The sequence below is a fragment of the Sporosarcina sp. GTC18466 genome, from assembly GCF_055389225.1.
In genome coordinates this window covers 2334307-2360564 of record NZ_AP044037.1, presented here as the reverse complement: position 1 = coordinate 2360564, position 26258 = coordinate 2334307, and the positions used below count along the sequence as shown (strand labels likewise).

The 26258-nt window shown below is 50.9% G+C and carries 28 protein-coding genes; 10 read left to right on the top strand and 18 right to left on the bottom strand.

The window, feature by feature from the left end:
* Window positions 1-46 precede the first annotated feature (46 nt).
* The 3 genes from ACZ5FK_RS11600 to ACZ5FK_RS11590 form a co-directional block, all read right to left on the bottom strand.
* Window positions 47-694 carry a hypothetical protein gene (locus tag ACZ5FK_RS11600; protein WP_464805057.1) on the bottom strand — a complete coding sequence of 216 codons (648 nt, stop codon included), beginning with the start codon at window positions 692-694 and terminating at the stop codon, window positions 47-49.
* 816 nt (window positions 695-1510) lie between these two features.
* Window positions 1511-2239, bottom strand: coding sequence for a MerR family transcriptional regulator (locus ACZ5FK_RS11595; protein WP_464807421.1), 729 nt, complete (start codon window positions 2237-2239; stop codon window positions 1511-1513).
* 155 nt (window positions 2240-2394) lie between these two features.
* Window positions 2395-2817, bottom strand: coding sequence for a GyrI-like domain-containing protein (locus tag ACZ5FK_RS11590; RefSeq protein WP_464805056.1), 423 nt, complete (start codon window positions 2815-2817; stop codon window positions 2395-2397).
* A 114-nt stretch (window positions 2818-2931) separates the two neighbouring features.
* On the opposite strand from ACZ5FK_RS11590, the gene ACZ5FK_RS11585 reads away from it, so the two are divergent.
* Both ACZ5FK_RS11585 and ACZ5FK_RS11580 read left to right on the top strand, forming a co-directional pair.
* Entirely contained in the window at window positions 2932-3249 is a 318-nt protein-coding gene (locus ACZ5FK_RS11585) for a YbjQ family protein (RefSeq protein WP_464805055.1), read from the top strand.
* 55 nt (window positions 3250-3304) lie between these two features.
* Window positions 3305-3631 carry a hypothetical protein gene (locus tag ACZ5FK_RS11580; RefSeq protein ID WP_464805054.1) on the top strand — a complete coding sequence of 109 codons (327 nt, stop codon included), beginning with the start codon at window positions 3305-3307 and terminating at the stop codon, window positions 3629-3631.
* Here the strand turns inward: ACZ5FK_RS11580 and ACZ5FK_RS11575 are convergent.
* A complete protein-coding gene (locus tag ACZ5FK_RS11575; RefSeq protein WP_464805053.1) occupies window positions 3628-4512 on the bottom strand; it encodes a DMT family transporter in 885 nt (294 codons plus the stop codon). The genes ACZ5FK_RS11580 and ACZ5FK_RS11575 overlap by 4 nt on opposite strands.
* A 138-nt stretch (window positions 4513-4650) precedes the next feature.
* Here ACZ5FK_RS11575 and ACZ5FK_RS11570 point away from each other — a divergent pair, with 138 nt between their 5' ends.
* The gene (locus tag ACZ5FK_RS11570; RefSeq protein WP_464805052.1) at window positions 4651-5388 is read left to right on the top strand and encodes a DUF3888 domain-containing protein; all 738 of its coding nucleotides are present in this window, start codon (window positions 4651-4653) and stop codon (window positions 5386-5388) included.
* 38 nt (window positions 5389-5426) lie between these two features.
* Here the strand turns inward: ACZ5FK_RS11570 and ACZ5FK_RS11565 are convergent, their stop codons facing one another.
* The 12 genes from ACZ5FK_RS11565 to ACZ5FK_RS11510 all read right to left on the bottom strand — a co-directional run bounded on the left by ACZ5FK_RS11565 (window position 5427) and on the right by ACZ5FK_RS11510 (window position 16435).
* Window positions 5427-5591, bottom strand: coding sequence for a hypothetical protein (locus ACZ5FK_RS11565; protein WP_464805051.1), 165 nt, complete (start codon window positions 5589-5591; stop codon window positions 5427-5429).
* Between the two features lie 109 nt (window positions 5592-5700).
* The gene (locus tag ACZ5FK_RS11560; RefSeq protein ID WP_464805050.1) at window positions 5701-6201 is read right to left on the bottom strand and encodes a glycosyl-4,4'-diaponeurosporenoate acyltransferase CrtO family protein; all 501 of its coding nucleotides are present in this window, start codon (window positions 6199-6201) and stop codon (window positions 5701-5703) included.
* The gene (locus ACZ5FK_RS11555) at window positions 6198-7322 is read right to left on the bottom strand and encodes a glycosyltransferase family 2 protein (protein ID WP_464805049.1); all 1125 of its coding nucleotides are present in this window, start codon (window positions 7320-7322) and stop codon (window positions 6198-6200) included. Before ACZ5FK_RS11555 ends, ACZ5FK_RS11560 begins: the two co-directional genes overlap by 4 nt.
* Before the next feature lie 21 nt (window positions 7323-7343).
* Window positions 7344-8846, bottom strand: a complete 1503-nt coding sequence (locus ACZ5FK_RS11550) for a phytoene desaturase family protein (protein WP_464805048.1) — start codon at window positions 8844-8846, stop codon at window positions 7344-7346.
* 16 nt (window positions 8847-8862) lie between these two features.
* Window positions 8863-9726, bottom strand: a complete 864-nt coding sequence (locus tag ACZ5FK_RS11545; protein ID WP_464805047.1) for a phytoene/squalene synthase family protein — start codon at window positions 9724-9726, stop codon at window positions 8863-8865.
* A 12-nt stretch (window positions 9727-9738) separates the two neighbouring features.
* Complete coding sequence (locus tag ACZ5FK_RS11540) at window positions 9739-11256, bottom strand: phytoene desaturase family protein (RefSeq protein ID WP_464805046.1); 1518 nt, start codon at window positions 11254-11256, stop codon at window positions 9739-9741.
* 183 nt (window positions 11257-11439) lie between these two features.
* On the bottom strand, window positions 11440-12150 hold the full coding sequence (locus tag ACZ5FK_RS11535) for a polysaccharide deacetylase family protein (RefSeq protein ID WP_464805045.1): 711 nt from the start codon (window positions 12148-12150) through the stop codon (window positions 11440-11442).
* Window positions 12151-12264: 114 nt separating this feature from the next.
* Window positions 12265-13704, bottom strand: coding sequence for an aspartate ammonia-lyase (gene aspA / locus ACZ5FK_RS11530; protein WP_464805044.1), 1440 nt, complete (start codon window positions 13702-13704; stop codon window positions 12265-12267).
* Between the two features lie 255 nt (window positions 13705-13959).
* A complete protein-coding gene (locus tag ACZ5FK_RS11525) occupies window positions 13960-14961 on the bottom strand; it encodes an NAD(P)H-dependent flavin oxidoreductase (protein ID WP_464805043.1) in 1002 nt (333 codons plus the stop codon).
* Window positions 14958-15188, bottom strand: a complete 231-nt coding sequence (locus ACZ5FK_RS11520; protein ID WP_464805042.1) for a hypothetical protein — start codon at window positions 15186-15188, stop codon at window positions 14958-14960. Before ACZ5FK_RS11520 ends, ACZ5FK_RS11525 begins: the two co-directional genes overlap by 4 nt.
* 202 nt (window positions 15189-15390) lie before the next feature.
* Complete coding sequence (locus ACZ5FK_RS11515) at window positions 15391-16116, bottom strand: dihydropteridine reductase (RefSeq protein ID WP_464805041.1); 726 nt, start codon at window positions 16114-16116, stop codon at window positions 15391-15393.
* A 124-nt stretch (window positions 16117-16240) separates the two neighbouring features.
* Window positions 16241-16435: a YwbE family protein gene (locus tag ACZ5FK_RS11510; RefSeq protein ID WP_464805040.1), complete on the bottom strand. Its 195-nt coding sequence runs from the start codon at window positions 16433-16435 to the stop codon at window positions 16241-16243.
* Window positions 16436-16670: 235 nt separating this feature from the next.
* Here ACZ5FK_RS11510 and ACZ5FK_RS11505 point away from each other — a divergent pair, with 235 nt between their 5' ends.
* Together ACZ5FK_RS11505 and ACZ5FK_RS11500 are read left to right on the top strand one after the other, a co-directional pair.
* Window positions 16671-17123: a MarR family winged helix-turn-helix transcriptional regulator gene (locus tag ACZ5FK_RS11505; protein WP_464805039.1), complete on the top strand. Its 453-nt coding sequence runs from the start codon at window positions 16671-16673 to the stop codon at window positions 17121-17123.
* Window positions 17120-19774: an MMPL family transporter gene (locus ACZ5FK_RS11500; protein ID WP_464805038.1), complete on the top strand. Its 2655-nt coding sequence runs from the start codon at window positions 17120-17122 to the stop codon at window positions 19772-19774. The genes ACZ5FK_RS11505 and ACZ5FK_RS11500 overlap by 4 nt, the downstream gene beginning before the upstream one ends.
* A 22-nt stretch (window positions 19775-19796) precedes the next feature.
* Here ACZ5FK_RS11500 and ACZ5FK_RS11495 read toward each other — a convergent pair whose 3' ends face one another.
* Window positions 19797-20171, bottom strand: a complete 375-nt coding sequence (locus ACZ5FK_RS11495; protein ID WP_464805037.1) for a hypothetical protein — start codon at window positions 20169-20171, stop codon at window positions 19797-19799.
* Window positions 20168-21754 (bottom strand): amidohydrolase, encoded by a 1587-nt coding sequence (locus tag ACZ5FK_RS11490; protein WP_464805036.1) that lies wholly within the window; start codon window positions 21752-21754, stop codon window positions 20168-20170. Before ACZ5FK_RS11490 ends, ACZ5FK_RS11495 begins: the two co-directional genes overlap by 4 nt.
* Before the next feature lie 106 nt (window positions 21755-21860).
* Here ACZ5FK_RS11490 and ACZ5FK_RS11485 point away from each other — a divergent pair, with 106 nt between their 5' ends.
* From ACZ5FK_RS11485 to pstA, 5 genes are all read left to right on the top strand, one after another.
* A complete protein-coding gene (locus ACZ5FK_RS11485) occupies window positions 21861-22301 on the top strand; it encodes a YtoQ family protein (protein ID WP_464805035.1) in 441 nt (146 codons plus the stop codon).
* Window positions 22302-22393: 92 nt separating this feature from the next.
* The gene (gene pstB / locus ACZ5FK_RS11480) at window positions 22394-23209 is read left to right on the top strand and encodes a phosphate ABC transporter ATP-binding protein PstB (protein WP_464805034.1); all 816 of its coding nucleotides are present in this window, start codon (window positions 22394-22396) and stop codon (window positions 23207-23209) included.
* A gap of 155 nt (window positions 23210-23364) precedes the next feature.
* Window positions 23365-24351 (top strand): PstS family phosphate ABC transporter substrate-binding protein, encoded by a 987-nt coding sequence (locus ACZ5FK_RS11475; RefSeq protein ID WP_464805033.1) that lies wholly within the window; start codon window positions 23365-23367, stop codon window positions 24349-24351.
* A 65-nt stretch (window positions 24352-24416) separates the two neighbouring features.
* Window positions 24417-25370 (top strand): phosphate ABC transporter permease subunit PstC, encoded by a 954-nt coding sequence (pstC, locus tag ACZ5FK_RS11470; protein ID WP_464805032.1) that lies wholly within the window; start codon window positions 24417-24419, stop codon window positions 25368-25370.
* A 1-nt stretch (window position 25371) separates the two neighbouring features.
* A complete protein-coding gene (pstA, locus tag ACZ5FK_RS11465; RefSeq protein WP_464805031.1) occupies window positions 25372-26238 on the top strand; it encodes a phosphate ABC transporter permease PstA in 867 nt (288 codons plus the stop codon).
* The last annotated feature ends 20 nt before the right edge of the window (window positions 26239-26258 follow it).

Genomic DNA, 26258 nt, shown 5'->3' with positions numbered 1-26258 from the left:
TTTGCGAAAAGAACATAATAAAAAGCCTCTCCCTAACGAGAAGCTTTCACACAAGCAGCCGGAACGCAAGACTTTTCAATAGGCCTGGCCGTATTTCCGGTTCCTCTTTCCACCCTCGGCTGCTCTTTAAATACCCGCGCAGATCTCCCTCATATAGAAGCTCCAGCTTCGGCAAATCAAGCAAATGATGCGGCATCGTCAAGCAGGGCGACGTCGCAAGTGAACGGCAGCCGCTGTCATGCAGCACGGTCGCAATGAACTGTGAGCAGAAAAATGCACGTTCCCGCTTGATCTCCCGGTTCAGCGCGACACCGAACAAGCCGATGAAGTTATATTTATAATCCGATTGATTCCTTTCAAATGTACCGATCATCTCCCGGATCTGCCGATACGTCCGCCGCGGCACTACATAGCGATACACGGCGCAATTCGATTGGCGGAATACCCCTTCCGCGGCATTCTCCCTGACAAAGCCGCCGCTGAACGGATTAGATGGCTGTTTCCGTCCGAAACTGTACATCTCCGTCAGCTGTTCATCGAAGGCGATCGATGCATGATTCAGCTCTTTTCTCGTATACATTCCGATGGCTTTGGACAAAAGCGTCCCCGTATCCGTCAAAACGATATATATCGTGACCCCCATCATTCCAACCCCTGCCTCTTCAATCTCTGGCTCAAGTATGAACGTTTCCATTCCTCCCGTGAACCGTCCCGCGTCTCAACCTATCTACGCCTCAAGACGTATTCACGCCTCCCGTTTCCTACTTAATTATACGTTTTAAACAAGTGGAAGTTTCGGAAATTCGAACTATTTCGATTCACGAAATGGATTAGGCTGGAAACGGCGGGCTTCGTGGCTGGAGGAGTGCTTCGATTAGCGGAATCGGTTTTATTCTGTTGAGCGACCAATTAGCGGGTGAAGTGATTTGTTTAGCGGTGAGAACGATCCATTTAGCTGGCGAATCGATCCGATTAGCTCGGGGAGCGATCCATTTAGAGCGAGAACCGACCGATTAGACGATGAGAGTCACCGAGAGCTATATTGAACGTATGTTTCGCATGGGATGCACGCCCATTTACGAATCTGTAGCCTGTTTAGCGTTGACGAACGCCTATTTACGAGTCCGAACGCCTATTTTGCACCGGTCAACGCCCATTTACGAGTCCGAACGCCTATTTTGCACCGGCCAACGCCTATTTACGAGTCTGAACGCCTATTTTGCACTGGCCAACGCCCATTTACGAGTCCGAACGCCTATTTTGCACCGGCCAACGCCTATTTACGAGTCCGAACGCCTATTTTGCACCGGCCAACGCCCATTTACGAGTCCGAACGCCTATTTTGCACCGGCCAACGCCTATTTTGCACCGGCCAACGCCTATTTTGCACCGGCCAACGCCCATTTACGAGTCCGAACGCCTATTTTGCAACGATCAACGCCCATTTAATCCCCTACATAAAACAGGCCCAACACCAACCACTTCCGGTGTTAAGCCTGTTTCCTTTACATTATCGCCGCGACGCATAAATGTGCATGGCATCCCGCATGAAAGCGGCGAGCCCTTCGCCGAATTGGTCGATATTGCGGGTGAATCGCTCATCAGCTACGTACATATCACCAAGACTTGCAAATGCGTCGGGGGAGTAGCGGCCGATCCGGTTCAGGAAGGCATACCACTCGCCGATCGCTTGCTGGGCTTCGGCAGACCCTGCATCGCCATTCCGCAGTTCGGCGAGCTTCCGGTATATTCGGTTCATGTCGTCTTCTTCCGTCTTTCCAAATGAAGCGACCGATTGATTCGCCTGGTCGACTGCCGCATCTCCCCAGCGGTCCCGCGCCTCCTGTTCGTACGGATTGGTGCTGAAATCAAACCCTTTGAACTTCTCTTCGTTCGTCATCTCAATCTCTCCTTTTTCTGCCCGCAGCGATTGATCCAATGTGTTGATCATCGCGTCCAGCCGCCGCCGCTTTTCCATCAGCATGCTGCGCTGCAGCGTGAATGCTTCCAGCCGGTCGAAGGCGGGGCTTGCGAGCAGTTCTTTTATCTTCTTCAAAGGAAAGCCGAGTTCGCGGAAGAAGAGGATCTGTTGAAGTGTCGCCACATTGCTGTCGGAATACAGACGGTACCCCGCTTCCGTCACTTCGTCCGGCACTAAAAGCCCGATTTCATCATAATGATGCAATGTGCGGACACTGACACCAGACAGCTTTGCTACTTCTTTTACTCTCATCGCGATCGCCTCCCCTCTTCTTAGACAATAAAGTATAACGTAACGTGAGAGTCAACAGATGAATGACAAATAATTTCAGTTTGCCGGATTTGCAGCATACCACTCCAAAAACGTTTCTTTTTCAATGATGTTCAAGATGCAACTTTCCTTGTACTGTGACTTCATCTTTCAATCGGCACCCACACTTCCGTTTCATACGGCTTTGCCGGATCGGGATGGATGTATCGCTCAAAGCCATAGCTGTCCCGCATGTCGACATCAGGCGTTTGCATGAGCGTGTCGAACATGGCGGGAATCATTTGATTGCCGCCTTCTACCCGCCCGATGATGAAGCGGCCGCCGGGTACAGTGAGTGACGTAAAGCCGGGCAAGTCAGCTGCCTGTTCGTTTGCAATTCCGGCAATGTATTGAAATTCGCCCTCCAGCACTTTTACGGTTACACCGAACGCGACTTCTTCCTGTATTCCTCGATCATGAAGGGCGGCATTCAATGTATCCCACAATGCCGGTATCTCTTCAGCCGATCCTTTCATTTCCAATCCATAAATCGTGAACCCTTCGATAGTGTCAATCCGCTTTTCCATAGGAGCGCCTCCTTTTCTCCACTATACGGCAGTACGGACACTACTTTCAATTTATTTTGCAAGTACGGAACTTTCGATATACTGATACGTATAGCTACTAAAGGAGGAATTGGCATGCTTCAAACAACAACAAACACATTGGATGGGAAGAAGATAGTGACGTATCACGGTATTGTCTCGGGAGAGGCGATCATGGGGGCGAATATTGTGAGGGATCTGTTTGCGTCTGTGACAGATATCGTCGGCGGAAGAAGTGCCGCCTATGAGGATAAGCTTGCGGAAGGGCGGCAGATTGCCCTTCGCGAAATGGAGGAACGGGCGAAGCGGCTTGGGGCGAATGCGGTCATCGGCGTGGACCTCGACTTTGAGACCGTGCGTGAAGGCATGATGATGTGCATTGCGACCGGCACAGCTGTGACGTATACGGAATAAAAAAATAAGATAAGCAGCGCGTGCCGCTGCTTATCTTTTTTGGGAGGTGTCGATATTGAAACTCTTTGTGGTCGGTCTGCTGCTGCTCCCCGTTACATTTATGCTCATCCTTGCTTACCTAAGCGGCCCGCAAATGCGAAGGATCATGTTTGGCTGTTCGCTCCTCGTGTTAAGCGTCACCATTTTCATCGGGTCATGGCTGACTTACTATGATCAATTCATCCGGCCCAGAACCGGCGTGCTCGGCAGCTATGTGCCAATGCCTTTTTGGGAAGAGATGCAAAGCTCCATTGTCACGGCCATGCTCGCTTTTCTTCAAGGCATTGTATTTATCATAATCGGAATCAGGCAAAACCGTGCCAAAAAGGATTTTTCCCATTAACCAACCGGCCTTCTAATCCGCCCTTTCGTCAAAAATGCCAGTTTGGTTTCCGACAGGATGATCGCTGCGAGGATCAGGACAGCTCCGATTCCCATGCGGTACGTCAAGATTTCACCGAGCAGCAGGATGGAAAACACCATGCCCCACAGCGATTCCGTCGACAGGATGATAGCCGCCTTTGTTTCCGATATGAATTTCTGAGCGACGGTTTGTAATAAAAATGCGAGGGTCGTTGAGAATATGCCTAGATATAATAGCGATGTAAGTGCTTCAGGCTGCATGTTGAAAGCCATTTCCCCTTTCAGCAGGACCGCAACGAAGCCAATGACAGCGGCTACTGCCATTTGAACGATGGTCAGCTGAATGGCATCTTCGTTTTTCACAAAACGCGATGTGTAAAAAATATGGAATGCGAACGCGATGGCGCAGCAAAACGAAAGGACATCTCCGATATTGACTGTCCCTGCAAACTCCAGGGACAGCGCGGCGACTCCTGCCATGGCAAGGAAAGCGCCTCCTACTTCGAACAGATCCAATTTTCTTCTATAGATCAACAGCCCAATGAAAGGAACGACTACAACGTTCACTGCTGTCAGGAACGCATTCTTTGAAGGCGTCGTATATTGCAGGCCGACTGTCTGCAGCACAAAAGCAATATAGAGAAAACAACCTAAAATGGCACCTTTCCATAAGACACTTCTTGATATCGTTTTTAATTTCCGGTAAAACACAATGCCTAGCAACACCGCCCCAATCAGAAAACGACCCGCCAGTATTTGATAGGGTGAATAGGATTCAAGCGCGACAGCACTTCCTACAAAGCCGCTTCCCCAGATGATTGCGGTCAGCATCAGCCCGATTTCCCCGTAATATCGTCTCAACTTAATCTCCACCGTTCTTCAAAAATATAGGTTCTCCCTATTATAGCGGAAACATGCGGCCGTCAGATGCATTGTTTTTCATTCCCGGGAAAACCTATGACCATTGAGTACATGTATGGTGAAAGGAGGTCAATCCCATTGAAAAAACCATGGATCATCCTGCTCCTCGTCCTTATGCTGTTTCAGGCACGGATCCCTACCATGCAGGCAGCTGAACCGCCCACGTTCCAAGATGCCCTGCTCGCGATCCTCGAACCGCATATTTCAAAGGCGATTATCGGGCATTACGGTTATTTGAAGTCATATGCGCTGCAGGAAGCAGATATCCTTTCCATCTCACAAGAACAAAAAGACGTCTTTGACTTTAATGTGACGATCATGGTGAAAACGTTCAAAGGTGCGAAAAATCCGCCGTATGGCAAAGAGACGCTGAAGTTCCGCATTCAGCCGTCGGATGTCCAGCTGCTCGAGTTCACGCATGAAGGTGACGAAGAGGAGAAGAAGGTGGAGCAGTTTTACAAAGAGGCAATCCAGGATCTCATTCGTTCGTTTCACTTGAATGTGCTGACATATGATAAACAGACATTCCAGCAAGTGCAGTACAAAGCGGAAGCTGACAATGCGTACAACTCTCTCCAGTCCATATTGGATGAAGTCGTCACAAAGGAATTGAATCCATACATCCAGCCGCCGTATAAGAACGTCATCTTGCCTGTCACCTATCTGAAAGGATCGGAAGGGTTCGTCCTCTTCAAAAAGACAGACGGAACAAACCGCATGCTCGTTCTAAAGCAGGAAAACGGGCTATGGAAAGTGATCGGCGAGAAAACCGAGGAAGGAAAAAAGATGGAAGCAGATCTCCTGTGGTATATGTAATGAAAAGCGGCTTCCACATGGAAAGCCGCTTTCGCTGTTTAGTTTGGTGCGCCTGACCAGCCTGATACATCGTCTTCAAGCGGGATCTGTGCCCGTTTCGCCCGGATGGCCGCCGCAAAGAACAAGACCACGAGGAAGAACGAAATGACGCCTGCCACGATGGTTCCGACTCTTTCCAGCATGATCACGAGCAGATCCAGCACACCTACGCCTCCACTTTCTGAAAATTCTAGTATATGACCAGTATACGATAACTCCCTTTCTTTATAAATCTCTATTTCTGCAAATAAAAAAAGGATCTCTGCCCATCATTCAGGCAGAGACCTTTAGAATCCGTTCGAGTCTCGGACGGTTATATCGCTGGATGATGATGAACGGGAGATTGAAGAGGACGGCATAGGCTACATTCAGATGTGCAGCCCATGCCGGATTAAACAGGTAGAAGAGGAAGGCGGGAAGGATGGACAGCCAGTGGGTCAATTCGGCGCGCATGGATTCCACTCGAAACTGGGACAGCGATTCGCGGCCAGTTCCATGCAGTCTTTTTTTGTTGTACCCTGTCTTGATAAATAGAGTGCCATCCGGAACATGCCCTTTCCAGGATTTCACGCGGAAAATAGTTTGCCACAGCCACCCTTCCCGCTCCCATTTATAAATCCTGAAAAGCCGGCCATATTTGTTGAACCATTGAAGCGGGATCCGGTTGGCAGCTGCAGAAACAGTAATATGGATCACAGCCCATAGGAACGCGTCCAGCCCGAACAGCCATGGCAGCGACAGCTCAGTCAATTGGAATTCTCCCCTTCCATTCATTCCACATGGACATCCCTTCCTCGCCAGCTGACTCTCTTGCGAACGCGGCGCAGATACGCCGAGTAGGAAAAGACGGCGGTGAACAGCAATAACTGGATTGGATAAAACAAAAATGCCCATACAGAAAAGTTGCCGATCCGCCGGGAAAATAGAGCGAACTGGAGGGCATACGAGCCGTATAGGAAGAGAGCGGCAGCAATCCACGGCTGCGGCATTGTAATCAATGCAGCTAGGAGAAATGCCGCAATCGACAAGCCGCCGGCCAGCCAGGTATTAACGAGAAGCATGACAGCCGGAGCCGTGAAGCTCGCGCCTGTCGCAAAGCTTTTCGTCAGGCTTTCCAGCATCTGCCGGGGGCCTTCCGCATACATGCTCAGCGATACATTACCTTTCCCGCTATAGCAGCGGACGGGAAGTTCCGCAGCCAGAAAGCGCTGGCCCAGTGCCAGATCGTCCATCACATGGCCCCTCACGGCCGCATGCCCTCCCGCCATCTTGTAATCATCACGGCTGCATAAAAGGCATGGGCCAAATGAACCCGCAGGCAAAAATCGTCCCTTCCAAGCTGTAAACACGTTCATTCCTACGACAGCAATAAGCGGGAATATGGCGGCGATCTGTTCATGCCATCCAGCCGTGCGATGATACGGCTGGAGCGATAGGATGCCCCTGCCGCCAAACGCTTCATAGCTTTTTATGTAGTGGAGCAGACTATTGGCTTCCTCAAAATAAGTATCCGCATCCATGAAAAGCAGCAGGTCCCCGCGGGCTGTCCTTGCTCCGGCAGCACAAGCGGCCGACTTGCCGATCCATCCTTCCTCCGGCGTGTCCCGCCGGATAACAGAAGCGCCAAAAGAATATGCGATGCCTGCCGTATCATCCGTTGATTCATCATCTACTACAATCATTTCAAATTCGATGCCTTGCTGCCAGTTCAATGATTCCAGCAGCGGTATGATCCGCTTCTCTTCGTTGCGGGCAGGAATGATGACAGAGACCAGGCGGTTGCCGGAAGGCATGACGGATGTTCCGGGCAATCGCGGAAACCTGAAAAACATCAAAGCGCCCGCAAGTATTCCGGCCGTACCGATCATAGCTGCAACGATTCCAGCAATCATCATCATTTCCGCCCCCTCTTCCGCTTACCGCGACTCATGCCGATCTCTTTTTACAATCATATCGCATAACTGCTGGCCGCTCAGCGTCACCATCGGCATGCCGCCGCCCGGATTGACAGTCCCCCCCGCAAAATAGAGATTATTGTATTTCTCGCTCTGCTTCTTGTTCTTGAACCCTTTGTTCTTCTTTTTATCCGACAAGGTCCCATAAATAGAACCGCGGTGCGATCCATATGTCCGCTCGATATCATGCGGCGTCCAGACATCCCGCGTCACAATGTGCGAGCGCAATCCTTTCAGCCCCATGCGCTCCAGCTTCACGAGTACCCGCTCTTCGAACTCCTCATACTGTTTCTGGGTGAACGGATTATCTTGAATATGCGGGATATGCGGCAGGATCTTCAGGTTCTCATGCCCCGGCGGCGCCTGCTCGGGATCGGTCTTATTCGTATTCACCAGATAGATCGTCGGGTCATCCGGCAATTCATGCTGATGAAAGACTTTATCCATCTGCTCTTTCAGGTTCTCGGAGAAGAAGAAATTATGATGGTTCAGCTGCGGGTAGACTGTATCGACGCCAAGATGCAACACAAGGCCCGAGCTGGAAGGCTCGAACTTTTTTGCAAGTTTCTCCGTATAGGAACTCTCTTCGCCGAGCAGTTTCTCGTATGTCGGGATGACTTCCATATTGGAGACATAGTAATCCGCGCTATGCTCCGTGCCGTCCGAAAGCACGACGCCCGTGATGCTGCCATCTTCCTTCAGCAACCGCTCAGCGCCGTTCCCTGTATGTATGTCTACGCCCGCTTCTTCCGCTAATTTCGCAAGTCCTTCCGCCAGTTTATGCATGCCCCCGGGAATGTACCAGCATCCTTGCGCATGCTGCATATAGATCATCATGTTCAAGACAGCTGGCGCGTCATAAGGGGAGGAGCCGACGTATTTGATGAAGTAGGAGAGCATATCTCGCAGATGAGGCTCACGTACCCTTTTTGCGATCGCCTCATACATCGTCGAACCAAGGTCAAAGCCTTTGAGCGCTTTGAACAGGCCATGGTGTTTGATCACCTCGGATGTCGTCTCGAGCCCTTCAGCGAAATACCCTTCTTCCGTCAGATCATACAGCCCTTTCGCATATGAAAGGAATTCACCATAGTCGTCGATATCCTCTTTTGTCAGGAAGGGGTTCATATCCTTCATCAGCTCCAGGTCGCCATACAGATCGAGAATAGTGCCATCCGGGAAAAAGGACCGCCATTCCCTCTCCAGCCTTTCCACTTTTACGTAGTCTGACATGGTTCGGCCGCTTCCCGCGAATAGCCGCTCGAAAATATGCGGCATCGTCAAAATGGATGGACCGAGGTCAAAGCCGAAACCGTCCTGCTCAAGGCGGTTCAGTTTCCCGCCAAGATGGCTATTCTGTTCATACAGCGATACGCCATACCCCTGCTGAGCGAGTGATATGGCGGCGGATAAGCCGCCGAGTCCGCCTCCGATTACGATCACTGTTTTCCTTGTTGCTTCCATGCCCATTTCCCCGCCTTCACACGGCTGTCTCAGCCAGAATCTGAATCATCTCATGAGTCGTCACAAAATTCCTCGTACGCAGGCAGTCATGCCCATTCCGCCTGACACTGGCAAGGATCGCCCGGTATATGAGTGCAGAGGATAAGACAGCAAACCGGCTATCCGCATCGAACAGATGGATATGTCCGCTGAATTCGTCGTAGAGATCCTCCGCCCTGCCGGCCATCCGCTCCCAGATGTCGATTAATCCATCCGTCACGTCCAGACTAGCAATATGTGCATCCGTATAGGAAGTCCGCTGCATCTCCTCTTTTGGAAGGTAGATTCGCCCCTTCTCCTGAAAATCCTCGCCTACGTCGCGCAAGATGTTCGTGATCTGCATGGCGATGCCAAGTTTGACCGCGATATCTGTCAAATCTTCCTCCGCTTCTCTTGCGATGATCGGAAGCAGCATGCGCCCGACTGAACCCGCTACGTAAAAACTATACTTCTCGACCGCTTCCATTGTTTCCGGCTGGCTAAAATGGATATCCATCAGCTGTCCTGTCAATTGATCATAAAACGGCTGGATGTCCATGTCATATCGCGAAAAGACGTCCCGCATCGCTCTCCATAACGGATGGTCGTCGTCTTCTTGTGCAGCAAAGCGGTTCAATGATGCGACAAGCGCATTTAAGTCCATCGTTTTTTGCTCGATCGTTTCATTTTCATCTACACAATCATCTGCAATCCTGCAGAACGCATAAATCACATATACGGCTTTCGCCTTTTCTCTCGGAAGTGTGGAAAAAGCGTGATAGAAACTGTTGGAGTATCTCTTGATAATGTCTTCACAGTAGGCATAATCGGCAGCGAGGGTCGATTGTTCGTTCAGTATCATGGGAATCCCCTTTCATCTTGCCTGTTGTAAGCGGCCGTCATCGAGGAGCAGCTCTTCGGTCGCAATTTTTGCCGATAATAGAACAATCGGTACGCCGGCTCCTGGATGTGTGCTGCTCCCGGTGAAATACAAATTCTCACAATGGGTCGCCTTGCTTTGCGGCCGCATGTGATTGCTCTGCGAAAGGCTTGGCTGGAGTCCGAAGCAGGCTCCATTATAGGCGTTGAACCGTTCCTTGAAATCTTCCGGGGTCATATATGTTTCAGAGACGATTTCACTTTCGATATTCTCGAAGCCTTCCACTGTCTTCAGCTGATTCAGCACATAGCTCCGGTAGTGCTTGATCGTGCTATCATCCCATGCGTACTTCGAACATGAAAGGTCCGAAACGGGCACAAGTATGTATAAGCCGTCTTTGCCTTCAGGCGCAAGAGATGGGTCAAGTTTTGAACCGATATATACGTAGAACGATGCCGTTTCCAGGCGATCCCCAGCGAATATGCCGTCCAGATTCCGTTTCAAGTCGTCATTGAAGATAAAATTATGGGCATTCGGAATCTCGTCGTATTTGCGGTCCATCCCCAGATACATAAGGAAACAGGAACACGAATACTTCATGCTGTCGATTTTCTGGTCAGTGTATTTCCCTTTCGCTTTCACGTCTTTCACCAAATGTTTCATCGCGTATGGGAAATCCGCATTGCACATTACGTAGTCGGATGCATGAAACTCGCCGTCCGTCCGGATGCCCGTCGCTTTTCCGCCTGAAACGACGATCTCCTCAACAGCCGAATTGTAGATTACCGTGCCGCCGAGCTCCTTGAACAGCCGTTCCATCGACTCTGCCATCGTGTACATGCCGCCTTTGATGAACCAGACACCATACAGAAATTCGATCATCGGAATCATCGTATATAAGGAAGGGCCGCTATAAGGGGAGACACCGATATACAACGTCTGGAAACTGATCATCTGTTTCAGCCGTTCGTTTTTAATATATTTGCTGATAAAAGAATCAGCATTGCCGAATGTCTTCAGCCGAAGTCCCTGGCGGATCATCGCCGTGTTGTAGAAATCCCTCTTCCTGCGGAACGGCCGCTGGAGGAAATGCTCCTTCGCCACAAGATACCGTTTGTGGATCTCCTGCAGGTAATTCAGGAAGCCTTGTGCGTCTGCATCACTTTCCATTTCAAATGTCTTCATGAGCTCTGTGAGGTCGGAAGAGATCTGTACATGGTCTTCTGGCTGTGCGCCAAAAAACACGCTGTACATCGGATCCAAGCGTTCCATCGGTATATAGTCATCCGGATTACGTCCGCAAAATTCGAAAACTTCACGATACAATTCGGGCATCATGACAATCGTCGGTCCGAGGTCGAACGTATAGCCATCCTTTTCAATCCGGTGCATCTTCCCGCCGGCCCTTCCTTCTTTTTCATGCAGCTCAACATCATAGCCCGCATATTGAAGACGGATCGCACTTGCAAGTCCTGCGACTCCGGCTCCAATCACGATCACTTTCTTCTTCATTCCGTTTCCCTCGCTCGCCTTGTATAATGTTTGTACAGATAGACAGATGGATAAATTACTATGTATCTTGTATTATACGCAATACCCTATGAAAATAAAGCAAAACCTTATACAACTGTTATACAAACGCTGAACTCTCTTCAAAAAGAAAACTCTGGCGCGTTATCATGCCAGAGTTTCCAATCAATCTATTTTATTTGGAACGATAAATGTAACCCCATTCCTTTTCGCTCTCCCCAAGTAAACAGCGAGCTTTTGCAGCATGGCGGCAGGTGCTTCATCATCCGCCCCCGGGTTGGTGCCGTCGTCATGCAGCAGCAAGATCGATCCATCTTCAGGCGTATCGAGAAGCCCGGGCAGCAGCCGGGTTTCACAGCTCTCGACTTTCCAGTCTTTGAAATGCTTTGACCACAGGATGATGCGATAGCCATGTTTGCGTGCAAGGGGCAAAGAGCTGGCATTCAAAAAACCCCAAGGCGGCCGATACAGGACAGGACGTTCGCCTGTAATTGCCTGGATGATCTTTTCCGTTTCCACAAGCTGCTCTTCCAATCGCCAAGGCGTCAGCAGCCAGCTGGACGTATGCTGCAGATGGTGGATACCGATCTGATGCCCTTCCTTGTGCATCCTCTTGATAAGATCAGGGTTCTTTCTCGCATGCTCACCGACAACAAAAAAGGTCGCAGGAATGCTGTAGTCCTTCAGCAGATCCAGCAATTGACCTGTATATACAGGATTCGGCCCGTCATCAAAGGTCAATGCAATCCCTTTGTGGGGCAATTTCTTAACGATGCGCATCCCCGTCAAACGGATGGCAGCTGTCGCCAATACTGTATAGCAAAGGGGAATGAAAAGCAGTATCGACACCCATAAAAACATAGTCCGTTTCTTCATGTAAGCACCTCGCCCATCAGCATTTGTTCTCCATCTTAGAAGATATACCCGAAACAACCGGGCGTGACGCCATACAAAAAGGAAGCACCCTTTGCAGGCGCTTCCCAGTTTTCATTATTTCACTTGAAGATGATCCGCTTTCGGATTGTCTTTGTCCGCCCGCTTCAATTCTGTCATCTTGTACGCATCCAGCAGCACATCAAGCTGCTTTTGGTCGAGCACCTCGTAGTTTAGACAGAGGTCTCTGATCGGCACTCCAGTGCTGAAGGATTCCCGTGCGATCTTGGAAGACATCTCGTAGCCGATATACGGGCTGAGTGCCGTAATTGTACCAATGCTCTTTTCGACATATTCACGCATCTTTTCTACATTCGCGGTAATGCCGCTGATGCAGTATTCCCGGAACACTGTGATGCCGTTTTTCATGATAGACAGGGATTGCAGCAAGTTATAGACAAGCACCGGCTCCATGACATTCAGTTCGAATTGCCCTGCCTCGGACGCGAGACTGATTGTGTGGTCGTTGCCGATCACCTGGAATGCAATTTGGTTCATCACTTCGGCCATGACCGGGTTCACTTTCCCTGGCATAATTGAGGATCCCGGCTGTCTTGCAGGCAAGTTGATCTCAGCAAGACCTGCACGCGGCCCTGAAGCCATCAGGCGGAGGTCGTTCGCCATCTTCGATAGGTTGATCATTGAAATTTTCATCGCCGAGGATAACTCTGTGTACACATCGGTATTCTGCGTCGCGTCGATCAAGTTGTCCGCTGAATACAGCGGCAGGCCGCTAATTTCACGCAGCTGCTTTACAACGTTATCAATGTACTCGACATCCGCATTTAGGCCGGTGCCAATTGCTGTGGCGCCCATATTGACCGCGGAAAGGGGTTCGCGGGTCCTGGCAATCCGCTGAACGTCCCGCTCAATGACACTGCGGTATGCACTGAATTCCTGGCCAAGGCGGACCGGAACAGCGTCCTGCAGATGGGTTCTTCCCATCTTGACGATGCCATCGAATTCCTTTTCCTTTTTCTTCAGTTCATCCACCAATTGTTCCATCGCTTCTACCAGCTCATTGACAAGCCGGTGCGCTGCAATTTTAATCGCTGTCGGGAATGCATCATTTGTCGATTGCGACATGTTAACATGGTTATTCGGGCTGACGATGCTGTAATCGCCCTTTGGATGCCCCATGATTTCAAGCGCACGGTTCGCGATGACTTCGTTCGCATTCATGTTGAATGAAGTGCCTGCCCCGCCCTGGATCGGATCGACGATGAATTGGTCCACTAGTTCCCCTGCAATGATTTCATCTGTTGCCTGGACAATCGCCATGACGACATCCTTGGAAAGACCATGGATAAAGTGATTGGAAATGGCTGCTGCCTTCTTGACGATCCCGATGGAGCGAATCAATTCGGGGTGCATCCGCTCTTTCGTGATTGGGAAGTTCTCCGTCGCCCGTAAAGTTTGGATTCCGTAATACACATTTTCCGGGATTTCCTTCTCTCCTAGAAAATCATGCTCGATTCGTCCTGCTGCTGCCTTCATGTATCTGTTCCTTTCTGCCAGCTGCCTTAGAGTGGCATATAATATATTTCATTCTGTCACGAAAATGTTTTACTACCACAAGTATTATACACCATTTGGAAGGTCCGGCCGCATCTTTCTGCTTATTTCTCCATAATTCATATCTTGAGCGCATTCAAAGAAAATACCCGCCCGAAAAACGATTACACTTCGTTTCCGCAGCAGGCATTATATATGGTTCTCATTCGTTTTTTTGTTATGTAACCAGCATCTCACTTAAAGAAAACGCCCTAAAATCTCCTGTACGGTGCCGCCCTTTGCCCGATAGACATTCTCGCCTGCCCAAAGCGACATATATTCCCGACGTCCTTGCTTGGCCGCTTCGCTCCTGATCCGCTTCGTCAAATCATTCTGATACGGGTACGGCGCAGCCGGCATGCCCTCCATCCGATCGATGAATTCGTTGCGGATGCCGCGCGCCATTTTCCCGGAGAACGCTTTAGTCAATACCGTCGAATCTTGTCCAGCCTCAAGCACAGCATTTTTATAGACGGGATGCGCTCCGCTTTCATCAGCCGCAAGGAGTGCCGTTCCGATCTGCACGGCTTCCGCGCCGAGCGCCAGCACTTCCTGCATGCCCTCTTTATCCGCAATTCCACCTGCAGCGATCAGGGGAATCGAGACAGCTGGTTTCGCTTCCGCGATCAGTTCCCGGACAGGAAGCAATCCGGTTCCCAGGAACGATCCCCGGTGGCCCCCCGCTTCGCGTCCTTGGAGCACGACGGCATCCATGCCCGCATGTTCGGCGTAGACGGCCTCTTCTACAGAAGTCGCCGTTCCGATCAGATAGACGCCAGCATTTTTCAGGCGCCCAGCATCCTCTTCATCCGGCACCCCGAATGTGAAGGAGCAGACAGGCACACGCTCTTCAATGACCACTTTGAGCTGCTGTTCGTATGACGGCTGTGAGATGGGCGCTTTCCAGAAAGGCATGCCAAGCTTCTCTCCGATCGGCTGCAGTGCAAGATAAGCGGTACGCAGGCATTCCTGGTCCGCCTCGTTCTCTTCGGGAACGAACAGATTGACGGCAAACGGTGCAGCCGTCCGTTCTTTCACGTCTCGTATAAAAGCCCGCGTGTCTTCCGCAGATAAGTAACCCGCCCCGATCGAACCAAGCGCTCCCCACCTGGAAGCGGCTGCGACGAAGTCCGGCGTGGTCACTCCCGCCATAGGTGCTTGAATGATCGGGTGCTGAAGGTGCAGCAGTTGAAAACTCATTCTACCATTCCCCTTTCCTGATGCCGGAGGAAATAGGCCAGCAACAAAGGCAGCAGCGGCAACAAGGCAAGCAGACGGAAAGCATTATTTGCGCCGAAGAAATAATAGGACATCGGCAAAAACAGGACAGCGCTGAAGACCAATGCTGCCGGCTGCCGCGTAAAGAGACCAAAGAAGAACAGCAGTATCGAAAGGATCAAAGCCGCTTGCACCAATACACTGATCAATTTGATTACCTCCTAAGTACGTCTATCTATCCAGTATATCGAAAGTTGATAGAAAATTGAATTATACCGTGCCATGCTTGTCGGAGGGATGCTCGCCAGATTGCTTCGGACGTTCGGATAGAAAAGCGCTGCAGGAAACGGGAGATCGTTTCCTGCAGCGCTGCGCAGTATCTTCTATCAGGATCCGCTCCTGCGCCACTCGTTACTGCGCTTCCATCGGCAGCTCAGTCGCAAGGAATTCCGGAAGCTGATTCTGGCGTTTGTCGAGCATAATCTGTTCTGGTTGGATGCCCTCTTCCGTCAGCAACGCGATGTTCTGCACAAGGAATTCATCACTTCCGACAATATAGAAAAGGCCTTCTTTGTCTGCCGCCAGCTGTTTCACCTCTTCGTAAAACTCTTGACGGTTATCGACAAACCGCGTGGTGAACTTCTTTTCCGGAACTGCTGTAAACACATTCGGGAACAGGTAGTCTTTTGTCGAGTCGATGTTCAATGAATGCACTTTATTCACATCGTCCTGCCGCTCCAGATACTCGAGGATGAGCGGCCTGAATGTTGCCAGGCCTACCCCTGCGGACAGCAGATACACATTTTTCCCTTCGCGTTTCAATGGCACATTGGAGTGCGTTTTAAAAATCGCAACTTCATCGCCGATCTTATGATTGCGCAAAAACGCTTTGAATTCCGAGCATTGTTCTTTAATGCGCGTAGTGATTCCGATCATATTTTCATTCGGCAAAGTAGAGATCGACATGTGGCGCACAAGGCCCCTATTCGGTTTTTCACCTTCATTGAATCCTTTTAAGCCAAGGTGTGTATGAGAGCCCTCTTCCCATGTGAATTCCCCCGGTACATCCAGCATGTAGGTTTTCACCTCAGGCGTCTCATCTATGATGTTATTGATCTTCGTCCAGTAAATTTGCATGCATATATCTCCCCTTACCCTGTTTTTCGAATCTCTACTGTCTATCATACAATAATTGATAACGATTCTCAATTAAAAAGGGGGTTATTTCAGATAGTTTATTCAAATACCGGCATGCATGGGGTCATTGCAAGATGTCACATACTCTTCCGACCTGGCCATCCGCCAGCCGCACTTTGATGCCGTGGGGGTGGAAGCTGGAGTTTGTCAGCAGGTCTTTGACAATCCCTTCCGTTTTTTCTCCTGTCCTTTGATCTTTCTTCAGAATTACATTCACGCGCAAACCTGGTTTAACATCGCTTCGGTTTCTTCCATCCATTCGAATCCGCCTCTCCATTTCTTATCGTACGCACAGTTTACCATACGATTCCCTCATCATGCTCCTATGAGACAGATCAGCCAGCAGGTTATCGCCATAAACTTGTCATATATCGCTCTAGCCCTTATATTCCCATACTTTAGAGCGATACCTTGAAGCGAACCATGATCACTCTATTTGACTAGTAGTAGTAGACCCCCTAAACTACATATATTAGTTGAGGGGGTCTACTAGTTTGAAAGAAAAGTTGAGAGAAGCGATTGAATTGTTCGAGGACATATTGATTTACGGATCAGAGCATGTCGTGAAATCGGTTCATGTGGATGTGTGGAAAGAATATTCCCCTGAGCAGATCCAAGTATTGAAGATCTTGCAGGCACATGGCCCACTGACCGGCGGCAAGCTCGCCGAAATTCAAGGTGTGCACAAGAGCGCCATCTCCACTCGTCTTAAGAAGCTCGAGGACAAAGGATTGGTGATATCAGCGAAAAATCCGAATGATCAGCGGGCGAAGGTGATGCATTTGACGGACACTGGAGCAGAAGTGCTAAAACAGTCAGATGAAGCCGTCTATCTTGGCGTTGAAAAGTTGTTTGATGGCCATATCGAAGAACAGGAGATCGATACGTTCATCGAGACATTCAAGAAACTGAAGGAAATCTTGCAAATGAAAGGGATGTACTTATGAAACACGTTCTCAAGTTCAAATGGCCAATTTTTATTGGCCTATTGGTGATTACGATCGGTCTGTTCCTGCTGGCACCCGATCTCGCAAAGCAAGCCGAGGAGGCAGGTTCGTTCCAGCTGCCTGATACAGCCGCTTCAGAAAAGGCCGCAGCAATCCTGGATCAAGCAGGCGCTTCTGAAGATACCATTTCCCTCGTTTATGCGCTTGATGCGCCTGTTACGGATGCGCTTCGCAAAGACGTGAAGGAAGCCGTAAAGAAGATCGAAGCGCTCGGCAGTCCGGTGAAAGATGTGTTGAACCCTTTCGAAAATGAGGATTTGGAAGAGCAGCTCGTCTCTGAGGATAAAAAAACGATCCTTGTCCCGGTGACGGTGGAAGGCAGCCAGGAAGAAATCATTAAACTTGCGGACACGATCCACGAGGACATCATACCGACAGACGAGACAGTCTATTTGACGGGTGAAGCGATTATAAACAACGACGTCAACTTAAGCGCACAGGAAGGGTTGAAAAAAACAGAATTGATCACGGTCATTCTGATTTTCGCACTCCTGCTCATCGTTTTCCGATCCATCGTGACGCCGTTCGTCCCGCTGATCGCGGTTGGGATCTCCTATCTTCTCAGCCAATCGCTCGTCGCGTTTTTCATTGATTGGTTCGGTTTCCCGGTATCGAACTATACACAGATCTTCCTTGTCGCGATTCTTTTCGGCCTTGGGACGGATTACTGCATCCTGCTCTTAAGCCGGTATAAAGAGGAACTGCTTGCCGGCCATGAAGTAGTGGAATCGATTCTCAACACATATAAGACGGCAGGCCGCACATTGTTCATCAGTGCATCCGCTGTATTCATCGGTTTTGCTGCAATCGGTTTCGCAGATTTCCCTATTTTCAAGTCGGCTGTTGCCGTTGCGGTCGGGATCGCTGTACTGCTTGTCGTACTATACACCGTCGTCCCGCTGTTCATGGTGTTATTGAAAGATAAGTTATTCTGGCCGTCCAAAGGGGCTGCCTCCCATAAAGACAGCAAGCTGTGGGTTAACTTCAGCAAACTATCCGTCATGCGTCCGCTTCTTTCGATGCTGGTGGTCGGTGTGATTACAATTCCCATCCTTTTGACGTATGACAACGATCTTTCATTCAATACGGTTGATGAAATCGACTCGAGCAAAGAGTCTGTAAAAGGACTTAACCGTATCTCAGACAGTTTCGGTGAGGGGGATTCCCTTCCCGTTCAGGTCATCTTGAAAAAAGATAAGAACATCGTCAATGAACGTGATGTCACCTATCTCGAATCGATGAGCAAAGACCTCGAGAAAGTGGAGGGGGTCAAGTCGGTACGGACCATTACACGCCCGACCGGAGAAATGCTGGAAGACTTGTATGTCGACCATCAGATCGCTCTTATGTCGGATGGCCTCCGTGATGCCATTGACGGACTTGGGCAAGTGCAGGACGGACTCGGTAAGGTACAAGGCGGTTTAAATGATATTACTGGCCAGCTGCCACAAGGCACAGAGGCGGCTGCAGGCGGTGCTGGATTGCGCCAAGCAGCTTCCGGCCTCAGCCAGATCAATGACCAGCTTTCGCAAATTGCAGGCGGCCTGTCTCAAGGCATGCCGGCAACACAAGCGGCAGGCGGTTTGCAGGCACTCAGCGGCGAGCTGAAGAAAGTGAGCGGCAGCCTCTATGGCGCTGCAGACCAGCTTGACGGATCCACTGGCCAGATCGGAGCGCTGGCAGGCGGGCTCAAGGAGCTTGCGGGCGGCGTGAAGGCGTCGAATGACGGTCTCACTGAAATCCACGACGGCCTGACGGAGCTTTCGGATATGCTGAGCGACATGGGCGACTCAAAGAGCGTCCGCGACACCGGGCTCTACATTCCGAAAGGGACGCTAGACAATGAAGATTTCCAGCAAGTACTAGACCGGTACACGATTGACAATCAGACCGGCATCATGATGGAGGTCATCTTGGAGCAAGACCCGTATTCACGCGAAGCAATCGATATCGTCCATGATATCGAAGACACAGTAGACCGTTCTGTGATCGGAACTCCTTTCGCGGATGCGGATATCGCATTCAGCGGAATCTCTGTCATGAATGCGGACTTGAACGATATTTCGTCTAAAGATTTCACGCGGACAGTGACCATCATGCTTGCAGGCCTGTTCGTTGTGCTGTTCATCCTGTTCCGTTCCGCCATCATGCCTGCCTACATGATCGGATCACTGCTCTTGACGTATTATACATCCGTCTCCATCACAGAGCTGATCTTCGTGAACGGACTTGGCTATGACGGCATCAGCTGGGCCGTGCCTTTCTTCGGCTTTATCATGCTGATTGCACTGGGCGTCGACTATTCGATCTTCCTGCTCGACCGCTTCCGCGAAGAGAGCATCAATGGAAAAAACGTGCGCGATGCCCTCGTCACGTCCATGGCGAAGATGGGAACGGTCATCATCACTGCGGCTATCATCCTTGCAGGCACATTCGGAGCGATGATGCCGTCCGGCGTACTCAGCCTTGTGCAGATTGCGACCATTGTCATCACCGGTCTTCTTCTGTACGGACTGATCATCCTTCCGCTTCTGATCCCTGCTATTACGGTATCATTCGGACGCGGCGTCTGGTGGCCATACCGAGGATAAATTAAAAAGGAACGGCAGGCCGTCAATCGGGCACTGCCGTTCCTTTTTTTCCTGCTCGCAAAAATCCCAGCAAACTTCCCATAACAGCGAGAGCCATGCCGAAAGGATTGAGCGAGAGCAGTCCTGCCATCAGCAGCAGGACGCTCCATTTCTTTTGTTGGGGTGTCTTATAAATGCCGATGCCAAGCAAGATCATGGCAGCCGCTATCAGGCATCCGAACGCCATAAGGAACGGGGCCGCCTCTCCTGAAAATGCAGACATCCATACGGCATTCATCTGCGTGAAAAGGGAGGTCTTCTCTGCTTCGGAACGGACAAGTTCCAGCTGCACATCCAGTGTAGCGAGACCAGCGAGAAAAGCCAGAGCGGAGGGGACCGAGGCCAGTCTTCCAATCACTTTCCTAGAGTCTCTCCCCGGTACATGATTTCGCCGGCTACAACAGTCATCATGACGTTCGCCGATGGAATTTCTTCCGTCCCTATATGAAGCAGATCACGGTCAAGAATTGTGAAATCTGCGTCAAAGCCGGGTGCAAGCTGGCCTCGCGACTCCTCTTTGCCAATGGTTGCCGCACTCCCCGTTGTGAAGAGAGAGACCGCTTCAAACGGCGTCAGGCTCTCCTTCATAAGATAGCCGTCCCCTTTCGCTCCTGTCTTTTTCCGTGCGATTGCCGCATAGATGCCAAGCAGCGGGTCGACTTCTTCTACGGGCGCGTCCGATCCCCCGCCGCAAATGAATCCCTCTTCCAGAAGGCGCTTCCACGCATACGCCCAATCAAGCCGGCGCTCGCCAAGACGCTCCATCGCCCAAGGGAAGTCAGAAGAGACGAATACCGGCTGGATATCAAGGACAACCGGAAGCTTCTTCATCCGTTCCACCAGATCATCACGCAGCACATTTACATGGATCAGCCTGTCTTTCTTCCCGGCAGGAGCCGGATATTTCTCGATGGCGTCAAGCGCCTTTTCCACCGCAGCATCTCCGATTAGATGCATAGCTACCGCTTCTCCGTAGCGGCGGGCGAGTTCGACATGTTCATCGATTTCCTCATCGGTCAGTACGGCCGTGCCCGACGTTTCAGGGGCATCCGCATAGGGCTCGCTGAGCAGAGCAGTCCTTGCACCAAGTGCACCGTCTACGAAGAATTTCATCTCCCCGCCATGGATCCAAGGCTCGTCATACGTCGCCCCGTCCTCCATCAGCTGCTTGAAGACCGTCGACCGGCGCAATAGATGCGCCCTGAACTTTTTCTTATCTTCTCCAATGACATTTTTGAACGCATTGAGCGGGTTTGTATAGTCACCGTAGTAACCAAGATCATCCGTCACGCACCCCGTCAGGCCGAGGGAAAGGAGATCCCGGACGGATGCCTCAAGCGCTTTTGTCAGCGACTCTTCCGTCGGCTCCGGGATAAGCTGCAGCAGCCGATCCATCGGTCCTTCTTTCAAGTAGCCCGTCGGCTCTCCATCAGCGTCGCGCTCGATGACGCCATCGGCAGGATCAGGTGTATCCTTCGTAATGCCCGCGAGCTTTAGCGCCTTCGAATTGGCGAGCGCCGCATGCCGGCATGTCCGCTTGAGGATCATCGGTGAATCGGTCACTTTATCCAGCTCTTGGCGCGTCAATATCCGTCGGTCCTCAAAATTATTTTCGTTCCAACCTTCCCCGATGAACCATTCATCTTCTGGAAGATCCGGGTACGCGGAATGCAGCATCTCAAGCATTTCATCGGCGGAAGCAGCTTTTGACAGATCAAGGCTGAGCAGCTTCTGTCCATGCCCGATGATATGCATATGATTATCAATGAAACCCGGATATAGAATCGCTCCTCTAAGGTCGACCTCATTGTCCGCCTGCCCTTTCAAATCGGCATAGGAGCCGGATGCAATGATTTTTCCATTCTCTGTCAGGAGTGCCTCTACAGTCTCGCCTTCTGTTTTCATCGTATAGAGTGTTCCATTATGCCAAATCGTCTTCATGCCATATCCCCCTCTTCTCCCCTTATTCTAAACTTTCAAGCAACCCCCGGCAATCTTTTTCATTGGGTGCTATACTGGAAGAAAACATACACAAGGAGGAACCATGATGCGATTGACTGTATACTTGGCAGGCGAAATCCACACATCTTGGCGGGAGGAAGTAAAACAGAAAGTGGCGGCACTTGCCCTGCCGATCGATTTCGTAGGCCCGATGGAAGACCATGACCGCTCCGATAACATCGGAGAGGAAATCCTAGGCAAGCAGCCGGACGCCGTGTTCAAAGATTCCGCCGCTTCCAGCTTCAACAACTTGCGCACAGAGATTCTGCTCCAGAAATCCGACCTCGTCATCGCCCTGTTCGGCGAGCAGTACAAACAATGGAATACCGCGATGGATGCAAGCAGTGCGATTGCACTCGGCAAGCCGCTTGTTCTCATTCGTCCTGAAAAGCTGCATCATCCTTTGAAGGAACTGTCACGCAAAGCGCATGCGACCGTGGAAACAGTGGACCAGGCAGTGAAGGCGCTGCATTATATTTTTGAATGATCATTTACAAGACCTTTACATCCGCTTTATACGAGCTTAACAACCGTTCTGTATACTGGGCTGCAAACCTCAATACATAGGAGGACGCCCATATGGTCATGAAAGAACGGTTGAAGGAAACGCAGTTCAGCGTCGTGAGTAACGAAGGCTGGAGGAAGCCGATTTACGAAACGAGCGGGTTGAATCTCTGGTATGGCACATCGCACGCTTTGAAGAATATCGGGCTCTCGATCAATGAAAAAGAAGTGACCGCCATCATCGGACCGTCCGGATGCGGAAAATCGACCTATCTGAAGACGTTGAACCGGATGGTCGAGATGGTTCCGGATGTGACAATTTCCGGAAATGTCACATTCAGGGGAAATAATATCCTCGGGAATTCGATGCCGGTGGAATGGCTGCGTGCGAAAGTCGGAATGGTGTTCCAGAAGCCGAACCCTTTTCCGAAATCCATCTATGAAAATGTGGCATTCGGTCCGAAAGTCCATGGCATCAAGAATAAGGCGATGCTCGATCTGATCGTGGAAGACAGTCTGAAAAAAGCTGCCTTGTGGGATGAAGTAAAGGATCGCCTCCATAAGAATGCATACGGACTCTCCGGCGGCCAGCAGCAGCGGCTCTGCATTGCCCGCTGTCTTGCCGTCGATCCTGAAGTGATCTTGATGGATGAACCGACATCCGCCCTTGATCCGGTTTCGACGCACAAAATCGAAGAATTGATCCAGTCCATTAAAAACGATGTGACGATTGCCATTGTCACCCACAATATGCAGCAAGCCGCCCGTATCTCCGATCGCACCGCATTTTTCCTGAACGGTGAAATCATCGAAGCCGACACGACACAAACCATCTTCAACCGCCCAGCCGACAAGCTGACCGAAGACTATGTAAACGGCCGGTTCGGCTGAACAGAACAATCACCCGCTCACCCGGGTGATTGTTTTTTATTTGAAATTACCCCACTCTTTACAAAACCTTTACACCCTCCCCATATGGGCTTAACAAAGGGTCTCTATACTAGCAATTGAAGATAGGGTTTATAACCAAAGGGAGGACAATTGGAATGAAACACGGCAAATTGCTTCTATGTGTGATGTTTGGATTGGTCGCAATCTTCATGGCGGCTTGCAGCATGGAGAAGAAAGAAGAAAGCGGAACAGCGGCAGCAACGACAGATGGAACCCAAGCCCGTGAAAAACTGGATGGGCATGTCGCCATCGACGGCTCCGGCACCGTCTACCCGCTGATGGCCCGTATCGCAGAAGAATATATGACAACTGAGCAAGAAGGGGTATCGGTGGAAGTGAGCCGCGCGGGAACAAGTGCTGGCTTTAAAAAGTTCCTCGCAGAGAACGGGACCGACTTCAATGACGCGTCCCGGCAGATGAAAGACGAAGAAGCAGCCGAAGCTGAGAAACTCGGAATTGAAACAAAAGAATTGAAGGTTGCGCTGGACGGTCTGACATTTGTCATCAACAAAGATAATGACTGGGCTGCTGAAATGACGCCTGAGCAATTGATCAGCATTTTCCTTGATGGCAGCGACGTGGAAAAATGGTCGGACATCGACCCCGGCTGGCCAGATGAGAAGATCAACGCCATGGGGCCGAACGAAAATCACGGCACGTATGAATTTTTCTATGAAAAAGTGCTGGATAAACAAGACATGAAACATGATATCAATCTTCAGCAGGAATACTCGACGCTCGTGAAACTGGTCTCTGAAGATAAGAATGGCATCGCCTTCTTCGGCTTCGGCTACTATGCAAGCAATAAGGACAAATTGAATGCCGTCAGCGTCGACTTTGGAAACGGCCCAGTGGAACCCGGCCTCGATACCATCGCGGAAGATGGGGCCTATCAAGAGTTTACACGACCGGTGTTCACGTACTTGAACGTAAACAATGCGAAAGATAAACCGCAAGTGCTCGATTACGCCATCTATGTCCTGGACCACATTGCCGAATTCGCAGGGGAAACAGGATTTGCGCCGGTGCCTGAGGCCGAGTCCGAAAAAGCGATCGAATATCTGGAAAGCTTACGCCGGTAATTCAAGTGGAGATGGGAGCTGACGGCTCTCATCTCCTTTCACTTCATGAGGAGGTTGAGGTACATATGCTGCATTCACCATACCACGGGCCGGACGCCCCCAGCGTAAGGAACATGATCGAGGAAAACCGGCAAAAAGCGGGTTTGGGCACATACGCGGAGAGAGCGGTCCCTGTTTTCCTGTTTCTGGCGGCGTCCGTCTCGGTTCTGACGACAATCGGCATCGTCTTCACACTGCTGTTTGAGACAGTTGAATTTTTCAGGCGGGTGCCGATCGCCGGATTTTTCACCGGAACCATACTCAAACCGCTCAGCCAGGATCCCGAGTTCGGCGTGTTGCCGATTCTCGCGGGCACGCTTGTCTCAACTGTGATCGCCTTGCTCGTTGCGGCCCCGCTCGGTCTGATGGCCGCCATCTATTTGAGCGAGTATGCATCTGTCCGGGTGCGCAAAGTGCTGAAGCCGGCTCTCGAACTGCTCGCCGGGATACCGACAATTGTCTATGGATTTTTCGCTTTTACAGTCGTCACCCCATTACTGAAAACGTTCATCCCTTCCTTGGAATCAACCAATATCCTAAGCCCCGGCATCGTCATGGGCATCATGATCATCCCGATGATCGCATCCCTGTCTGAAGACGCGATGAGCTCGGTGCCGGCGAGCATGCGGGAAGGGGCTCTCGGACTCGGAGCAACGAAACTGGAGATGACGCGTAAAGTGATCATTCCAGCTGCACTATCCGGCATCATGGCCTCCTTTGTGCTCGGCATATCGAGGGCGATCGGCGAAACTATGATCGTCACCATTGCGAGCGGCAGTTCGAAAAACTTCACGTTTGATGTCACCCAGTCCATGCAGACGATGACCGCGTATATCGTCGAAGTGACCGGTGGCGACGCTGCAGCCGGCTCGACTGTCTATTACAGCTTGTACGCGGTCGCGATGACGCTGTTCGTCTTTACGTTAGTGATGAATCTGCTGGCGCGCATAATATCCCGGAAGTTCAAGGAGGCGTATTAAGATGCAATTCAGCAACCGGAGCATGAAAATCCGCGTCAGTATGGACCGCGCTGGAAAGTGGATGTTCTCATTGGCGGCTTTCTTCGGCATCGCCATTCTAGGTGTCCTGCTGCTCGAAGTCTTGACGCAAGGCATCAAGTTCATCAACCTCCCGTTTTTGACCGGAAAGCTATCGACCCAGCCAGAACGCGCAGGCATCATGGGGGCGATCCTCGGCACGCTCTGGCTCATGGCAGTCGTCGCGCCAGTAACGATGGTCCTGGGCGTCAGTACAGCCGTTTTCCTGGAGCAGTATGCCGGAAACAGCCGGCTTGTCGGCTGGATCCAGACGAATATCGCCAATCTTGCCGGCGTGCCATCCATCGTATACGGGATTCTGGGCCTCACCGTTTTCGTCCGGCTGCTTGGCTTCGGCAATGTCATACTCGCAGGCGGGCTGACGATGTCCCTGTTGATCTTGCCGATTGTCATTGTCGCGAGCCAGGAGGCCATCCGGGCGGTTCCCGGCCAGCTCGGCGAAGCGTCCTATGGGCTCGGGGCGACCAAATGGCAGACGATCCAGCGCATTATCCTGCCTGCCGCCCTGCCCGGCATCATGACAGGAGCGATCCTCTCCTTGTCGCGCGCCATCGGGGAAACAGCGCCGCTCGTCGTCATCGGCATTCCGGCACTTCTGATCCCGTTTCCCGGCAGTCTCCTCGACAGGTTCACCGTCCTGCCGATGCAGATCTATTATTGGACACTCGATTCGGCACTCGTTGCGGAATATGCCAATCTCGCTGCCGCGACAATCCTGGTCCTGCTGCTTCTTCTGTTCCTGCTGAACTTCTCAGCAATCCTGATCCGCAATCGCATGAAAGTGTATTGATTGAGTCCATAGAAAAACGG

Excerpts from the sequence above, each read along its gene's own strand:
- ACZ5FK_RS11600 (WP_464805057.1), bottom strand. The coding sequence starts at position 694 with ATGGAAACGTTCATACTTGAGCCAGAGATTGAAGAGGCAGGGGTTGGA.
- ACZ5FK_RS11590 (WP_464805056.1), bottom strand. The coding sequence starts at position 2,817 with ATGGAAAAGCGGATTGACACTATCGAAGGGTTCACGATTTATGGATTG.
- ACZ5FK_RS11585 (WP_464805055.1), top strand. The coding sequence starts at position 2,932 with ATGCTTCAAACAACAACAAACACATTGGATGGGAAGAAGATAGTGACG.
- ACZ5FK_RS11560 (WP_464805050.1), bottom strand. The coding sequence starts at position 6,201 with ATGAATGGAAGGGGAGAATTCCAATTGACTGAGCTGTCGCTGCCATGG.
- ACZ5FK_RS11555 (WP_464805049.1), bottom strand. The coding sequence starts at position 7,322 with ATGATGATTGCTGGAATCGTTGCAGCTATGATCGGTACGGCCGGAATA.
- ACZ5FK_RS11550 (WP_464805048.1), bottom strand. The coding sequence starts at position 8,846 with ATGGAAGCAACAAGGAAAACAGTGATCGTAATCGGAGGCGGACTCGGC.
- ACZ5FK_RS11545 (WP_464805047.1), bottom strand. The coding sequence starts at position 9,726 with ATGATACTGAACGAACAATCGACCCTCGCTGCCGATTATGCCTACTGT.
- ACZ5FK_RS11540 (WP_464805046.1), bottom strand. The coding sequence starts at position 11,256 with ATGAAGAAGAAAGTGATCGTGATTGGAGCCGGAGTCGCAGGACTTGCA.
- ACZ5FK_RS11535 (WP_464805045.1), bottom strand. The coding sequence starts at position 12,150 with ATGAAGAAACGGACTATGTTTTTATGGGTGTCGATACTGCTTTTCATT.
- aspA (WP_464805044.1), bottom strand. The coding sequence starts at position 13,704 with ATGAAGGCAGCAGCAGGACGAATCGAGCATGATTTTCTAGGAGAGAAG.
- ACZ5FK_RS11525 (WP_464805043.1), bottom strand. The coding sequence starts at position 14,961 with ATGAGTTTTCAACTGCTGCACCTTCAGCACCCGATCATTCAAGCACCT.
- ACZ5FK_RS11515 (WP_464805041.1), bottom strand. The coding sequence starts at position 16,116 with ATGCAAATTTACTGGACGAAGATCAATAACATCATAGATGAGACGCCT.
- ACZ5FK_RS11510 (WP_464805040.1), bottom strand. The coding sequence starts at position 16,435 with ATGGATGGAAGAAACCGAAGCGATGTTAAACCAGGTTTGCGCGTGAAT.
- ACZ5FK_RS11500 (WP_464805038.1), top strand. The coding sequence starts at position 17,120 with ATGAAACACGTTCTCAAGTTCAAATGGCCAATTTTTATTGGCCTATTG.
- ACZ5FK_RS11490 (WP_464805036.1), bottom strand. The coding sequence starts at position 21,754 with ATGAAGACGATTTGGCATAATGGAACACTCTATACGATGAAAACAGAA.
- ACZ5FK_RS11485 (WP_464805035.1), top strand. The coding sequence starts at position 21,861 with ATGCGATTGACTGTATACTTGGCAGGCGAAATCCACACATCTTGGCGG.
- pstB (WP_464805034.1), top strand. The coding sequence starts at position 22,394 with ATGGTCATGAAAGAACGGTTGAAGGAAACGCAGTTCAGCGTCGTGAGT.
- ACZ5FK_RS11475 (WP_464805033.1), top strand. The coding sequence starts at position 23,365 with ATGAAACACGGCAAATTGCTTCTATGTGTGATGTTTGGATTGGTCGCA.
- pstC (WP_464805032.1), top strand. The coding sequence starts at position 24,417 with ATGCTGCATTCACCATACCACGGGCCGGACGCCCCCAGCGTAAGGAAC.
- pstA (WP_464805031.1), top strand. The coding sequence starts at position 25,372 with ATGCAATTCAGCAACCGGAGCATGAAAATCCGCGTCAGTATGGACCGC.